Origin of the sequence: Klebsiella sp. TF21-TM (genome assembly GCF_019753495.1) — a bacterium.
GTDB classification, from domain to species: Bacteria; Pseudomonadota; Gammaproteobacteria; order Enterobacterales; family Enterobacteriaceae; genus Klebsiella; species Klebsiella quasipneumoniae.
On sequence record NZ_JAIJYL010000009.1, the window covers coordinates 13,696 to 27,251 of the forward strand.

Genomic DNA, 13,556 nt, shown 5'->3' on the forward strand with positions numbered 1-13,556 from the left:
AATAACGAGGTAACGCATGGCGAGTTTCCCACAGGGATTTTTATGGGGCGGCGCACTGGCCGCCAACCAGTCAGAAGGCGCATGGCGCGAAGGGGGGAAAGGGATGGCCACCGTGGATACCCTCCCCCACGGCGCCCACCGTCTGCCGGTAAAATTAGGCCTGGAGAAGCGCTTCACGCTTCGCGAAGACGAATTCTACCCCAGCCACGAGGCGATCGATTTCTACCACCGCTACAAGGAAGATATCGCCCTGATGGCGGAGATGGGGTTCAGCGTCTTTCGCACCTCAATCGCCTGGAGCCGCCTGTTCCCGCGCGGCGACGAGCAGCAGCCGAATCCGCAGGGCATCGCCTTCTATCGTTCGCTGTTCGAGGAGTGCAAAAAGCACGGTATCGAGCCGCTGGTGACGCTGTGCCATTTTGACGTGCCGATGCATCTGGTGATGGAGTACGGCTCCTGGCGCAACCGCAAAATGGTCGATTTCTTCAGCCACTACGCCCGCACCTGCTTTGAAGCTTTTGACGGTCTGGTGAAATACTGGCTCACCTTCAATGAAATCAACATCATGCTGCACAGCCCCTACTCCGGCGCCGGGCTGGTGTTTGAAGAGGGAGAAAATCAGGAGCAGGTGAAGTACCAGGCGGCGCATCACGAGCTGGTGGCCAGCGCGCTGGCGACAAAAATCGCCCACGAGATAAACCCGCAGAATCAGGTCGGCTGCATGCTGGCGGGCGGTAATTTCTACCCTTACTCCTGCAAGCCGGAAGATGTATGGATGGCGCTGGAGAAGGACCGCGAAAACCTGTTCTTTATTGACGTCCAGGCGCGCGGCGCCTACCCGGTATGGGCCGCGCGGGTATTCCGGGAAAAGGGGGTCACCATTGCGAAGCTGCCGGGCGATGATGAGATCCTCAAAAACACCGTCGATTTCGTCTCCTTTAGCTACTACGCCTCGCGCTGCGCCTCGGCGGAGATGAACGCCAGCAACACCAATGCCGCCAACATCGTCAAGTCGCTGAAGAACCCGCACATTCCGGCCAGCGAATGGGGCTGGGGCATCGACCCGCTGGGCCTGCGCATCACCATGAACATGATGTACGACCGCTATCAGAAACCGCTGTTCCTGGTGGAAAACGGGCTCGGCGCCCGGGACGAGATTGACGCCAGGGGGGAGATCAATGACGACTATCGCATCAGCTACCTGCGCGAGCACATCAAGGCGATGCGCGACGCCATCGGCGACGGTATTCCGGTGCTGGGCTACACCAGCTGGGGCTGCATCGATCTGGTTTCGGCGTCAACCGGCGAGATGAGCAAGCGCTACGGCTTTGTCTATGTCGATCGCGACGATGCCGGCAACGGCACGCTGGCGCGCAAGCGTAAAAAGTCGTTCTTCTGGTACCAGAAGGTGATAGCCAGCAACGGCGCCGACCTCGACTAAGCGCGTCTCCCGCGCTCGCCCGTCTCTCCGCGCTAACCGGGGGACGGGCGCTGCTTTCTGTTTCATCTATTACATGTTTTTTTCTCGAGCCTGATTCCAGTTTCTGGTTTGCCTCCCGTTCACACCAACTGGTATTTTATCCAGTATATTTTCAGGGGTATCTTCAGCAAGGAGCACATCATGAACGCACAGCACACCACCGCAGCCGGAGGGATCGCCAGGGCCATTCGCCAGTTAACCGTGGGATATGTCAGAAAACGCCATGAGAACCGCAAAACGCGGGAGACGCGGCGCTACACCCGCCATGCGGCGCTGAGCCTGAACGGCGACTGGCTGGAGCAGGCGGGATTCCCGGTCGGCACGCAGGTCAGAGTCTCGGTGTCGCCCGGTAAATTAGTGATAGAGAATCTTGAGCTGGCGCCGCCGGTAACGGGGCTCCCGGCCGGTCAGTCGCGCGCCGTCGGGGAGCCCTGAGCACCGCTGGGTTAATCGTCTGCGGCTTCCAGCCGGGCAAAGCCGCCGTGGCCCTGCCAGCCTGCCAGCTGCTGGTACACCCGGGCAACGGCGGCTTTCACCGGCTGGGTCATCGGATAATAAAAACCGACAATATCCGGCTGAATGCCGAGGAAGATCACTTCGCCGACGTCTTCTTTCAGCTGATCGACCAGATAGTTGAGCGGCATGTTATGGGTGGTCATCATAAACATCTCGGCGATGTCGTCGGGGTCGATGACGCGAATGTCGCCGGGGTTTAGGCCCATATCGGTGGCATCGACGATCAGCAGGCGTTCGGGGCGTAATTCGCGGATCGCCACGATGTCGTTTTCCGGCGCGCTGCCGCCGTCGATGACCACCCACTGGCCGGCCGGGTTCGCCGCGCACATCTCCGCCAGCAGCGGGCCGGCGCCGTCGTCGCCCATCATACTGTTGCCGACACAGAGTAAAACGTCAGTCACGTAATCTCCTCACCATCAGGTAGATGGCGCTTTCCTGGTGAATATCATGCAGCATGCTGAGCATTGTTTTGCTCCACGCCTGCTGCTGCGGGGTCTGCGCGGACTGCGCTTTATCAAAGGCGTTGGCCAGCATTGCCACATGGCTGCTGTCGATGACGATTTCGCCATACTTCGGCACCCCCTCCATTTTGCGCCGCGCGACGCTGCCGGCCTCAAGGGTGGCGATCCATGCCAGATACGCGTCCCACGGGCAGCTCAGCGCCGCCTCAAGACAGTCGATAACGCCGAGGTGGTGGCCAATCGCCAGGCTGTAATAGACCACCTGCTGCGCCTGATCCGGCGTGGCGTCGTTCTCATCAATAAATTTACGGCTCAGCTGACTGAACACCACCGTCTCGCTCATCGGATACGCGCCCCCTCGACCACCTGGTTGAGATGGGTGACGATCTCGGTCAGACGCGGATCTTTCTCCGCCTCCAGCCAGCGCAGCACCTGGCTGTCGCCCTGGCCGAGCAGACGCATATAGTCGTCGGCAATCTGCCGACCATAGCGATAGCCCGCCAGACGGCGCGCTTCGCGATCGATGCGCACCCTCAGGGGTTGCACCATATCGGCGTGCAGCAGCTCGGTCGGCTGTTCGTCAAGCTCGCCCGGCAGGCGGGCGTGAATTTTCTGCTCCAGCAGGCCGAGGGCCATGGCGAAGCCGTACAGGGTGGCGGCGGGCGTCGGCGGGCAGCCCGGGATATAGACATCGACCGGTACGATTTTATCGGTACCGCCCCAGACGCAGTACAGGTCGTGGAAGATGCCGCCGCTGTTGCCGCAGGCGCCGTAGGAGATGCAAATCTTTGGATCCGGCGCCGACTGCCAGGCGCGCAGCGCCGGGGAGCGCATCGCGCGGGTCACCGCCCCGGTAAACAGCAGGATATCGGCATGGCGCGGCGAAGGCACCACCTTAATCCCGAAGCGTTCCGCGTCGAACAGCGGTGAAAGGGTAGCGAAAATTTCGATTTCACAGCCGTTACAGCCGCCGCAGTCGACGCGATAAACGTAGGCGGAACGTTTGATTTTCTTCAGCAGCGAGGCCTTCATGCTGGCGATGGATTCATCCACCGTCATCGGCACCGGAATGCCGTTTTCATCGCGTGGGCCAAGTAAAGTGCTCATCAGCTGGCCTCTCTCATGTGGCGGGTCAGTTCAATACGATCGGACGGCACCAGGCATTTCTGGCGCTTGCATTCCGGGCAGGTTTCGAAGCTTTCGCGGTGCAGCTCGGCGCGGGTGTCGCCGTTATGCTTGAGCAGCGCGATGGCGTAGTCGATCTCCTTCTGCACCGCGAACGGCCGCTGGCACTCCCGGCAGTGGCAGATAGCGAAGCGCGACTGCTGGAGAAAATCCTCTTTCTTCCACACCGCCAGCTCATACTCCGGCGACAGCTTAATCGCCGCCGTCGGGCAGACCTCTTCACAGCGGCCGCAGAAGATGCAGCGTCCGAGGTTGAACTGCCACGCCAGCTGGTTTGTGGCCAGATCGGTCTCTACCGTCAGGGCGTTCGACGGGCAGGCGTTCACGCAGGCCGCGCAGCCGATACACTGCTGCGGGTTATGCTCCGGCTTGCCGCGGAAGTTTTTATCTACCGGCATCGGCTCCAGCGGATAGGCGTGCGTCGCGGTGCCGGTCTTAATCACTTTTTTAATAAAGGTAAACATGGCGATTCCTTATTTCAGCGGCGAGTTTTTACGCTCGATGCTATAGCGCTCCAGCTCTTTGTACGGCACCACTTTGCTCTTCTTCTTGCGGACATCGACCACGGTCATGCGGTCGGTACAGGAGTAGCACGGGTCAAGGCTGCCGATGATCAGCGGCGCATCGGAAACGGTATTGCCGCGCAGCATATAGCGCAGAGTCGGCCAGTTGGCGTAGGTCGCCGCCCGGCAGCGCCAGCGGTACAGCTTCTGGTTGTCGCCGGTCATGCTCCAGTGAATATCATCCCCGCGCGGCGCTTCTGAGAAGCCCAGCGCGAAGCGGTGCGGAATATAGGTGAAGCCCTCCACCATCAGCGGACCGCCCGGCAGGTTATCAAGACCGTAATCAATCATGTTCAGCGCGGTATAAACCTCGTTGATCCGCACCTTGAGGCGGGAGATGACGTCGCAGCCCTGTTCGCTGTGGACTTCCATCGGCAGCAGGCCGTAGCCGACGAACGGGTGATCGGCGCGGGTGTCGCGGGCGTGGCCGCTGGCGCGCACCATCGGGCCGACGTTGCTGAAGTCGCGGGCGATTTTCGGGTCCAGACGGCCAATGCCGACAGTACGCTGCTCCATGTTCGGGGTGCTGAGCAGCATATCCACCAGCTCCTGCACGTCACGACGCATCTGCTGCGCCAGCTGGCGAGTCTGGATCATGTCCTCTTTCAGCAGGTCGCGGCGGATCCCGCCGATCAGGTTCAGACCGTAGGTTTTCCGCGCGCCGGTGAGGATCTCGGCCATCTTCATCGAGGTTTCGCGCACGCGGAAGAACTGCATAAAGCCGGAGTCGAAGCCGGTGAAGTGGCAGGCCAGACCGAGGTTCAGGAGGTGCGAATGCAGGCGTTCCACCTCCAGCAGAATGGCGCGGATCATCTGCGCCCGTTCCGGCACCATGATGCCCATCGCATTCTCCACCGAGGTGGTATAAGCGGTGCTGTGGGCGAAGCCGCAGATGCCGCACACCCGGTCCGACAGGAAGGTGACTTCGTTATAACCCATGCGGGTTTCCGCCAGCTTCTCCATCCCGCGATGGACATAGAACAGACGGTAATCGGCATCGATAATATTCTCGCCGTCAACGAACAGGCGGAAGTGGCCGGGCTCATCGGAAGTGACGTGCAGCGGGCCGATCGGCACCACGTTGTTTTTCTTGCTGCCCAGCTCGTTGATGAACTCGTAGGTTTCGGCGTCGGTGGTCGGCGCCGGACGCTGGCGATAGTCCATGCTGTCTTTACGCAACGGATAGAGTTCGTCCGGCCAGTCGTCCGGCAGCACCAGACGGCGTTCGTCCGGCAGGCCAACCGGCACGAGGCCGTACATATCGCGCACTTCGCGCTCGCCCCACACCGCCGCCGGCACGCGCGGCGTCACCGATGGGTATTCCGGTTTGTTGGCATCCACTTCCACACGCACGGTGATCCAGCATTTGGTGCCCTGCTCCATCGACAGCACATAATAGACCGCGTAGTGGCCGTTCAGCTTACGTTCATCGTTGCCGAACAGCACCGACAGCCAGCCGCCCTGCTGGTAGTAGAGAAACTCCACGACTTCCGGCAGGTAATTGACCTTCACGGTGATGGTTAACTGATCTTTGGTCTGCCAGGCTTCGTCCAGCACCACGCCCGGAAAGGCCTGGTGCAGCGCCGCAAGATAGTGTTGACCGATTTTTTCTTCAGACATGCTCAAACTCTCTTAATCACGCCACCAGCAAGGAGACGAAAGCTAAAAAGGCGAAACCAAACCCGGCCCAGGTGACGCGGGAGGTGGCACAGAAGCGCAGACGCGCCATGCTGTTTTCAAACAGCGCGATGATCAACACCCCAACCACCAGCTTGACGACGGCCACCACCAGCGCCAGCAGCAGGCCGCCGACGCTGAAGCTGGTCATCTGGCCCCACGGGAAAAAGACCCCGACAAACATCTGCAGCACCACCAGCTGTTTGAGGCTGATGCCCCACTTCAGGATGCCAAAGCCGCTGCCGCTGTACTCGGAAAGCGGCCCCTCCTGCAGCTCCTGCTCCGCTTCCGCCAGATCGAACGGCAATTTGCCCATCTCGATAAAGGTGGCGAAGGCGCAGGCGCACAGCGCCAGAATCAGTGGAATGCTGCGCGCTGCCGGCCAGTGATAAAGGGTGTCGGTGATACTGCTGATATGGGTGGAGCCCGCCACCTGCGCGGCGACCCACAGGCCCAGCAGCAGGATCGGCTCCACCAGCACGCCGAGCATCGCTTCGCGGCTGCTGCCCAGCGCGGTAAACGGGCTGCCGGTGTCCAGACCGGAAATCGCGAAGAAGAAACGGGCGATGGCGAACAGGTAGATCAGGGTGATGAGATCCCCAAGCACCGGCAGCGGAGAGTCCACCGTCACCACCGGCAAGGCGGTGGCGATGGTCAGCATCACGCCCACCATGACGTACGGCGTCAGGCGGAACACCCAGCCCGAGGCGTCGGGACCGACGCTCTGGCGGCCCAGCAATTTCAGGATATCCCGATACTCCTGCAGCACGCCCGGTCCGCGGCGGTTATGCAGCCGCGCGCGGGCGACGCGGACGATCCCGGATAACAGCGGCGCGACGGCAAACAGCGCCAGCGCCTGTAGCAATGCAATTAACAGACTCATTCTCAGGCTCCTCGGGAAATGACAATCACCACCAGCACCGCCAGCTCAACCAGCGCCATTCCGCGCAGCAGCGCCGGCGCCGAGGCCGATTGCCAGCCCGGCACCAGACGCACCGGGTTCAGCCAGTGACGCAGCTTCAGCAGCGGCGCAAAGGCCTCTTTCACCGGCATGGCGAAACCGTGGGCGGTGACCACCATCGACTGTTCGTGATCGTAGCCGCAGACCCAGGCCGCGCCGCGCGAGCGCGCCGCCAGGCGATCGCCTTTAAAGAAGATCATCAGCAGGAACGGCAGCAGCGGGCAGGCGATAAGCAGCAGCGCGATCATCGGCTGCGACACCACGCTCGACACCTGGGCCTGCAGCGGGAAGGCGCCGCTCACCAGCGGCAGCAGCCACGGCGCGGCGATGCCGCCAACGAGGCAGAAGACCGCCGCCATGACCACGCTCAGGGTCATCAGCCAGGGGGCGCAGGTGGCGTTTTCCGCCTCTTTGCTCCGCGGCGCGCCGAGGAAGGTGACACCATAGACTTTGGCCATACACATCACCGCCAGCGCGCCGGTGATCGCCAGGCCCACCGCCAGCAGCGGCCCCAGCAGACGGCCAATAAACAGGTCGCTGGTGCTCATTTTGAAGAAGGACTGGTAGATGACCCACTCGCCGGCGAAGCCGTTCAGCGGCGGCAAGGCCGCCATCGCCATCAGCCCCACCAGCATGGCGAGGGAGATCAGCGGCATTTTTTTACCGATGCCGCCCAGCTTCTCGATATCGCGATGGCCGGTGCGGAACCACACCGCCCCGGCGCCGAGGAACAGCGTAGTTTTGAACAGGCTGTGGTTAATCAGGTGATACATGCCGCCGATGAAACCCAGCACCATCAGCGTGCTGTTGCGGGTGGCCACGCCGGTAACGAAGGCGCCCAGCCCCAGCAGGATGATGCCGATATTCTCCAGGGTGTGATAGGCCAGCAGGCGCTGAATGTTATGCTCCATCAACGCATACAGCCCGCCGATGAAGGCGGTGATCATTCCCAGCACCAGCAGCATCACGCCCCACCACAGCGGCGGCACGCCGCCGGCCAGCGAAACGGTTAACATGCCGTACAGACCGACCTTCATGACCACAGTGGAAAACAGCGCGGCGGGCGGCGCGCTGGCCCCGGCGTGAGCCTGCGGCGCCCAGCCGTGCAGCGGGATCGCCCCCGCCAGCAGGGCGAATCCCGCCAGCCCCGGCAGCCACAGCAGCGGGTTCTGCATCATATCCACCGCCTGGAGATTGATCTGCGCCAGCTCGAGGGTGCCGTAGGTCGACCACACCAGCCAGCAGGTCCATGCCAGCAACAGCGTGCCGAGACGACCCAGCGCAAACCACAGCTTACCGGAGGCGGCGCAGCCGGTGAGAAACGCCGCGCAGAGCGCCATGATCTCCGCCATCACCACCAGCGAACCAATGTTGGTCACCACCACCGCGCAGGTGGCGGCGGCCAGCAGCAGGTTGACCAGCAGGCCGTTGGCCTTCACCTGCGGGTGGCGATGCCAGCTAATGTTAAACAGCGACACCGGCAGCGCCGACAGGCCGATGGCCAGCAGCCACAGGGCATTGACGCCGCCCACCCGCATTGTCAGATGGAGAAACTGCAGCATGCCGCCGTGGATCCGATCCGGCATCAGCAGCGCGGCGCCGCCGGCAACCACCAGCATAGCGCTGGCCACCGCGCCGCCAATCCCGGCAATGGCGCCGCTGAGCGGTTTACGCATGGCAAACACAAAGGCCAGCACGGCGCTGGCGGCGTACCACGTCACCGCCTGATTGACTAATCCAATTACACTCATTCCCTCTCCCCCTGTTGCGCCTGGAACAACGACAAGTCGCCAAGGTCGGTATTAAAGGTCAGCTGGCGTTTACGCTTGCTGGCCTGGGCGATATCACGGCTATCCACCAGCATCAGCGCTTTGGTCGGACAGGTCCGCACGCAGGCCGGGCCCTGGTCATCGAAGTGGCAGAGGTCGCATTTCACGGCAATGGCGCGCACGCCCGGCACCCAGTCGAGCAGCGAGCTGACGCGGGCCGGCGCCGGCGGCGCGGGGGGCGCCAGCCGGGTATTGGCATTGGCCGGAATATCCAGCGGACGGCTGCCGGAAAATTCGATCGCGCCAAACGGGCAGGCGATGCCGCACAGTTTGCAGCTTACGCACAGGCTTTCGTTGAGCTGGACGGCGCCATCGACGCGCTGGATGGCGTTTACCGGGCAGACAGCGGCGCAGGGGGCGTCTTCGCAGTGGTGGCACATCTGCGGTGCCGATTCTTTTTCATTACGCATCACCTGCAGCCGCGGCATAGCCTGCAGGCCGTGCTGGCGATGCGTCTCAGAGCAGGCGGCTTCGCAGGTGCGGCAGCCGATACAGACAGTGGAGTCAGCAATTACAAAACGGTTCACCGGGTCATCCTCGGGTGAAAGTCACTTTTGACGAAATCAGGTTGCGCAGGTGTCATTTTCGACACGTGTCGACACCTTGCGATCAGTGGGTCAGGGCCAGATGGCTTAAGTCCACCGGTTGGTCTTGCTCCATGGCGTCGTACAGACGGTCATAGACGGTGGCGATAATCGCCAGATAATGCTCCAGCACCTGGTCGCGGGAGCGGTTGCTGATCCGCCCGTCCACCGTGCCATCCGCGGCGAGCGTGGCCTGAGCAATCAGATACTTATCACCGCCGCCTTTGTTTTCGACGTAGTATTCGATGGTGTGGCTGTTGAAGCCTTCCGCCAGGGCGACGAACACCTGAAAATGGCCGAACAGCACGAAGCACAGCTCTTTGTCCGGCGCGCAGCTCATCGCGTGATGCAGGCGGGCTTTCGACAGGGTGATCCCCTGAACCAGCGAGTTACAGTAGATATGCCACTGCTCCTGCTGCTGCCGGTGACGGTCGGCGATGTAATCCGCCTTTTCACTTATTTCCCAAATAGTCATATCGGTTTCTCCGTAGCATGAGATGCACCGTCTAAGCATTTTCCGTGCCACATTTTATTTATTTGATTTAATTATATTTTTATATTTATTCCCTGCCGACGCGACATGTCGATGACAGCCCCGGCGCGTCGTCATCGACATTTCCTGCCGCCACGAGTCCTTTCTGGCACCGTTATTGCATAAAAGGCGCATCGCGATACGGAGGCGACTATGCACGAAATCACCCTCAGCCAGCGGGCGCTGGAAATTATTGAACAACAGGCGCAGCAGGCCGGCGCGCGGCGGGTGACCGGCGTGTGGCTTAAGGTGGGAGCATTTTCCTGCGTGGAAGCCAGCGCCCTGACCTTCTGCTTTGAGCTGGTCTGCCGCGGCACGCTGGCGGAGGGGTGCGAACTGCATATCGCCGAACAACAGGCTGAATGCTGGTGCGAACGCTGTCAGCAGTACGTCCATCTTGTCTCGCAGCACGTCCGCCGCTGCCCGCACTGCAATAACGACCAGCTACAGATCGTGGCGGATGACGGCTTACAGATTCAGCGTTTAGAATTGGAGTAAATTATGTGTACAACATGCGGCTGTGGAGAAGGCAACCTCTATATTGAAGGAGACGAACGAAACCCGCATTCCGCGTTCCGCAGCGCCCCCTTCGCGCCCGCCCCACGCCAGACGATGACCATCACCGGCGTAAAAACCGACCACTTCGCCCCCACCCGCACGACAGAGGGCGATCTGCATTACGGCCATGGCGAAGCGGGGACTCACGCCCCGGGCCAGAGCCAGCGGCGCATGCTGGAAGTGGAAATCGACGTGCTGGATAAAAACAACCGTCTGGCGGCGCGCAACCGCGCGCGCTTTGCGGCGAAGCAGCAGCTGGTGCTGAATCTGGTTTCCAGCCCCGGCTCCGGCAAAACCACCCTGCTCACCGAAACCCTCACCCGGCTGAAAGGGCGTGCCGACTGCGCAGTGATTGAAGGCGACCAGCAAACGGTCAATGACGCCGCCCGCATTCGCGCCACCGGCACCCCGGCGATTCAGGTCAACACCGGGAAAGGCTGCCATCTCGACGCCCAGATGATCGCCGACGCCGCCCCGCGCCTGCCGCTGGCTGACCACGGCATTCTGTTTATTGAAAACGTCGGTAACCTGGTCTGCCCGGCGAGCTTTGATCTCGGCGAACGCCATAAGGTGGCGGTGCTGTCGGTCACGGAAGGCGAAGACAAGCCGCTGAAGTATCCGCATATGTTCGCCGCCGCCAGCCTGATGCTGCTCAACAAGGTCGACCTGCTGCCGTATCTCAATTTCGACGTCGAGAAGTGCCTGGCCTGCGCCCGCGAGGTCAATCCGCATATTGACATTATCCTCCTCTCCGCCACCAGCGGCGAAGGCATGGATCAGTGGCTCACCTGGCTGGAGACGCAGCGATGTGCATAGGCATTCCGGGACAAATTTGCGCCATCGACGGCGTGCTGGCGAAGGTGGAAGTCTGCGGCATTCAGCGCGACGTCGACCTGACGCTGGTGGGCGCCGTTGACGAGCAGGGCCAGCCGCGTCTCGGCCAGTGGGTGCTGGTGCACGTCGGCTTCGCCATGAGCGTGATTAATGAAGCCGAAGCCCGCGACACTCTCGAAGCGCTGCAAAATATGTTTGACGTAGAGCCGGACGTCGGCGCCCTGCTGTACGGCGAGGAGCGATAATGCGTTACGTTGACGAATACCGCGCCCCTGAGCAGGTCATGCAGTTGGTGGCCCATCTTCAGCAGCGTGCCCATCTGCTGCCGCACACCGCCGCGCGACCGCTGCGCATCATGGAGGTCTGCGGCGGTCATACCCATGCCATTTTTAAGTTCGGTCTCGACCAGCTGTTGCCGGAGAATATCGAATTTATTCATGGGCCCGGCTGCCCGGTGTGCGTCCTGCCGATGGGGCGCATCGACGCCTGCATTGAGATTGCCAGTCGTCCGGGGGTTATCTTCTGTACCTTCGGCGACGCCATGCGCGTTCCGGGCAAAAACGGCTCACTGCTGCAGGCGAAAGCCCGCGGCGCCGATGTCCGCATCGTTTATTCGCCGATGGACGCCCTGCGGCTGGCGCAGCAAAACCCGCAGCGTGAAGTGGTCTTTTTCGGTCTCGGTTTCGAAACCACCATGCCCGCCACCGCCCTCACCCTGCGTCAGGCGCGGGAGCGCAACGTCGATAACTTCTTCTTTTTCTGCCAGCACATCACCCTGCTGCCGACCCTGCGCAGTCTGCTGGACCAGCCTGACAACGGTATCAACGCCTTTCTCGCCCCCGGCCACGTCAGTATGGTGATCGGCACCGAAGCCTACGGCTTTATCGCCAGCGACTATCATCGCCCGTTAGTGGTCGCCGGTTTCGAACCTCTTGATCTACTGCAAGGCGCGGTGATGCTGGTTGAGCAGACAATAGCGCAGCGTAGCGAGGTGGAAAATCAGTACCGCCGCGTAGTGCCGGATGCCGGCAACCCGCTGGCGCAGGCGGCGATGGCCGACGTGTTTCGCCTTGATGGCGACAGCGAATGGCGCGGTCTGGGGGTCATCAGCGACTCCGGCGTGCACCTCACGCCGGCCTATCAGCGCTTCGATGCCGAGGCCCATTTCCGCCCGGCGCCGCAGCGCGTGTGCGACGACCCGCGCGCCCGCTGCGGCGAGGTGTTGACCGGCCGCTGTAAACCGCACCAGTGCCCGCTCTTCGCCAGCACCTGCAATCCGCAAAGCGCCTTTGGCGCGCTGATGGTCTCCTCGGAAGGGGCCTGCGCCGCCTGGTATCAATATCGCAGTCAGGAATATGAAGCATGAAAAGCGTCCAGTTAGCCCACGGTAGCGGCGGTCAGGCAATGCAGCAGCTGATCGGCGACCTGTTTATGCAGGCTTTCGCCAACCCCTGGCTGGCGGAGCAGGAAGATCAGGCGCGTCTCGATCTGGCGGCGCTTGCCGCCCAGGGGGATCGTCTCGCCTTCTCCACCGACAGCTATGTGATTGACCCGCTGTTCTTTCCCGGCGGCAATATCGGCAAGCTGGCCGTCTGCGGTACCGCCAACGATGTGGCGGTCAGCGGCGCCATCCCCCGCTATCTTTCCTGCGGGTTTATTCTCGAAGAGGGGCTGGAGATGGCTACCCTGGAAGCGGTGGTCGCCAGCATGGCCGATACCGCCCGGGCGGCAGGGATCGCCATCGTCACCGGCGACACCAAAGTGGTACCGCGCGGCGCGGCGGATAAGCTGTTTATTAACACCGCCGGCATCGGCGCCATCCCGGCAGACGTTCGCTGGGGGACGCAGCAGATCAGCGCCGGCGATGTGCTGCTGGTCAGCGGCACGCTGGGGGATCATGGCGCCACCATCCTTAATCTGCGCGAGCAGATGGGGCTCGACGGCGCGCTGTCCAGCGACTGCGCGGTGCTGACGCCGCTGATCCAAACCCTGCGGCCGCTGCGCGGCGTCAAAGCCCTGCGCGACGCCACCCGCGGCGGCGTCAACGCCGTCGCCCATGAGTTCGCCGCCGCCAGCGGCTGCGGCATTGAACTGCACGAGGCGAAGCTGCCGGTCAACGACACCGTGCGCGGAGTCTGCGAGCTGCTCGGGCTGGACGCCCTGAACTTCGCCAATGAAGGCAAGCTGGTGATCGCCGTCGCCCGCGAAGAAGCGAAAAACGTGCTGGCGCATATACGGTCTCACGCCCTGGGACGCGAGGCGGCGATAATCGGCGAGGTGGTCGCCCGCCCGGGCGTGCGTTCCGTCGGGCTGTACGGCGTGAAGCGGACGCTCGATCTTCCCCACGCCGAGCCGCTGCCGAGAATTTGTTAACCA

16 protein-coding genes are annotated in these 13,556 nt (G+C 62.1%); 7 read left to right on the plus strand and 9 right to left on the minus strand.

Going from position 1 to position 13,556, the window contains the following annotated elements:
* The first annotated feature begins 16 nt into the window (after positions 1-16).
* Positions 17-1,441, plus strand: a complete 1,425-nt coding sequence (locus K5R89_RS10525) for a 6-phospho-beta-glucosidase (protein WP_048298106.1) — start codon at positions 17-19, stop codon at positions 1,439-1,441.
* A 180-nt stretch (positions 1,442-1,621) separates the two neighbouring features.
* Positions 1,622-1,915 carry a SymE family type I addiction module toxin gene (locus K5R89_RS10530; protein WP_023290790.1) on the plus strand — a complete coding sequence of 98 codons (294 nt, stop codon included), beginning with the start codon at positions 1,622-1,624 and terminating at the stop codon, positions 1,913-1,915.
* An 11-nt stretch (positions 1,916-1,926) separates the two neighbouring features.
* Here the strand turns inward: K5R89_RS10530 and hycI are convergent, their stop codons facing one another.
* From hycI to hycA, 9 genes are all read right to left on the minus strand, one after another.
* Positions 1,927-2,397: a hydrogenase maturation peptidase HycI gene (hycI, locus tag K5R89_RS10535; RefSeq protein ID WP_023290791.1), complete on the minus strand. Its 471-nt coding sequence runs from the start codon at positions 2,395-2,397 to the stop codon at positions 1,927-1,929.
* Positions 2,390-2,800 carry a formate hydrogenlyase maturation HycH family protein gene (locus K5R89_RS10540; protein ID WP_023290792.1) on the minus strand — a complete coding sequence of 137 codons (411 nt, stop codon included), beginning with the start codon at positions 2,798-2,800 and terminating at the stop codon, positions 2,390-2,392. The genes hycI and K5R89_RS10540 overlap by 8 nt, the downstream gene beginning before the upstream one ends.
* The gene (locus K5R89_RS10545; protein WP_002914891.1) at positions 2,797-3,564 is read right to left on the minus strand and encodes an NADH-quinone oxidoreductase subunit B family protein; all 768 of its coding nucleotides are present in this window, start codon (positions 3,562-3,564) and stop codon (positions 2,797-2,799) included. Before K5R89_RS10545 ends, K5R89_RS10540 begins: the two co-directional genes overlap by 4 nt.
* A complete protein-coding gene (locus tag K5R89_RS10550) occupies positions 3,564-4,106 on the minus strand; it encodes a formate hydrogenlyase complex iron-sulfur subunit (RefSeq protein ID WP_023290793.1) in 543 nt (180 codons plus the stop codon). Before K5R89_RS10550 ends, K5R89_RS10545 begins: the two co-directional genes overlap by 1 nt.
* Positions 4,107-4,115: 9 nt before the next feature.
* On the minus strand, positions 4,116-5,825 hold the full coding sequence (gene hycE, locus K5R89_RS10555) for a formate hydrogenlyase subunit HycE (RefSeq protein ID WP_087826523.1): 1,710 nt from the start codon (positions 5,823-5,825) through the stop codon (positions 4,116-4,118).
* Between the two features lie 16 nt (positions 5,826-5,841).
* Complete coding sequence (locus K5R89_RS10560; protein ID WP_023290794.1) at positions 5,842-6,765, minus strand: respiratory chain complex I subunit 1 family protein; 924 nt, start codon at positions 6,763-6,765, stop codon at positions 5,842-5,844.
* A 2-nt stretch (positions 6,766-6,767) separates the two neighbouring features.
* A complete protein-coding gene (hycC, locus tag K5R89_RS10565) occupies positions 6,768-8,594 on the minus strand; it encodes a formate hydrogenlyase subunit 3 (protein ID WP_221853863.1) in 1,827 nt (608 codons plus the stop codon).
* Positions 8,591-9,199 carry a 4Fe-4S dicluster domain-containing protein gene (locus K5R89_RS10570; protein WP_023290796.1) on the minus strand — a complete coding sequence of 203 codons (609 nt, stop codon included), beginning with the start codon at positions 9,197-9,199 and terminating at the stop codon, positions 8,591-8,593. The genes hycC and K5R89_RS10570 overlap by 4 nt, the downstream gene beginning before the upstream one ends.
* A gap of 82 nt (positions 9,200-9,281) precedes the next feature.
* A complete protein-coding gene (gene hycA, locus K5R89_RS10575; protein WP_004205645.1) occupies positions 9,282-9,731 on the minus strand; it encodes a formate hydrogenlyase regulator HycA in 450 nt (149 codons plus the stop codon).
* Between the two features lie 210 nt (positions 9,732-9,941).
* On the opposite strand from hycA, the gene hypA reads away from it, so the two are divergent.
* From hypA to hypE, 5 genes are read left to right on the plus strand one after another with little or no spacing between them, the layout of a single operon-like run.
* A complete protein-coding gene (gene hypA / locus K5R89_RS10580; RefSeq protein ID WP_004205644.1) occupies positions 9,942-10,286 on the plus strand; it encodes a hydrogenase maturation nickel metallochaperone HypA in 345 nt (114 codons plus the stop codon).
* A 3-nt stretch (positions 10,287-10,289) separates the two neighbouring features.
* Entirely contained in the window at positions 10,290-11,162 is an 873-nt protein-coding gene (gene hypB, locus K5R89_RS10585) for a hydrogenase nickel incorporation protein HypB (RefSeq protein WP_023290798.1), read from the plus strand.
* The gene (locus K5R89_RS10590) at positions 11,153-11,425 is read left to right on the plus strand and encodes a HypC/HybG/HupF family hydrogenase formation chaperone (protein WP_002914934.1); all 273 of its coding nucleotides are present in this window, start codon (positions 11,153-11,155) and stop codon (positions 11,423-11,425) included. The genes hypB and K5R89_RS10590 overlap by 10 nt, the downstream gene beginning before the upstream one ends.
* Positions 11,425-12,546: a hydrogenase formation protein HypD gene (gene hypD, locus K5R89_RS10595; RefSeq protein ID WP_044524508.1), complete on the plus strand. Its 1,122-nt coding sequence runs from the start codon at positions 11,425-11,427 to the stop codon at positions 12,544-12,546. Before K5R89_RS10590 ends, hypD begins: the two co-directional genes overlap by 1 nt.
* A complete protein-coding gene (hypE, locus tag K5R89_RS10600; protein ID WP_044524509.1) occupies positions 12,543-13,553 on the plus strand; it encodes a hydrogenase expression/formation protein HypE in 1,011 nt (336 codons plus the stop codon). The genes hypD and hypE overlap by 4 nt, the downstream gene beginning before the upstream one ends.
* Positions 13,554-13,556: the final 3 nt, after the last annotated feature.

Bases quoted from the DNA above. Each gene is read 5' to 3' on its own strand.
- hypA (WP_004205644.1), top strand. From the start codon at position 9,942: ATGCACGAAATCACCCTCAGCCAGCGGGCGCTGGAAATTATTGAACAA.
- K5R89_RS10550 (WP_023290793.1), bottom strand. From the start codon at position 4,106: ATGTTTACCTTTATTAAAAAAGTGATTAAGACCGGCACCGCGACGCAC.
- K5R89_RS10525 (WP_048298106.1), top strand. From the start codon at position 17: ATGGCGAGTTTCCCACAGGGATTTTTATGGGGCGGCGCACTGGCCGCC.
- hycA (WP_004205645.1), bottom strand. From the start codon at position 9,731: ATGACTATTTGGGAAATAAGTGAAAAGGCGGATTACATCGCCGACCGT.
- hypD (WP_044524508.1), top strand. From the start codon at position 11,425: ATGCGTTACGTTGACGAATACCGCGCCCCTGAGCAGGTCATGCAGTTG.
- K5R89_RS10545 (WP_002914891.1), bottom strand. From the start codon at position 3,564: ATGAGCACTTTACTTGGCCCACGCGATGAAAACGGCATTCCGGTGCCG.
- K5R89_RS10590 (WP_002914934.1), top strand. From the start codon at position 11,153: ATGTGCATAGGCATTCCGGGACAAATTTGCGCCATCGACGGCGTGCTG.
- K5R89_RS10560 (WP_023290794.1), bottom strand. From the start codon at position 6,765: ATGAGTCTGTTAATTGCATTGCTACAGGCGCTGGCGCTGTTTGCCGTC.
- K5R89_RS10530 (WP_023290790.1), top strand. From the start codon at position 1,622: ATGAACGCACAGCACACCACCGCAGCCGGAGGGATCGCCAGGGCCATT.
- hycE (WP_087826523.1), bottom strand. From the start codon at position 5,825: ATGTCTGAAGAAAAAATCGGTCAACACTATCTTGCGGCGCTGCACCAG.
- hycC (WP_221853863.1), bottom strand. From the start codon at position 8,594: ATGAGTGTAATTGGATTAGTCAATCAGGCGGTGACGTGGTACGCCGCC.
- K5R89_RS10540 (WP_023290792.1), bottom strand. From the start codon at position 2,800: ATGAGCGAGACGGTGGTGTTCAGTCAGCTGAGCCGTAAATTTATTGAT.
- hypB (WP_023290798.1), top strand. From the start codon at position 10,290: ATGTGTACAACATGCGGCTGTGGAGAAGGCAACCTCTATATTGAAGGA.
- hypE (WP_044524509.1), top strand. From the start codon at position 12,543: ATGAAAAGCGTCCAGTTAGCCCACGGTAGCGGCGGTCAGGCAATGCAG.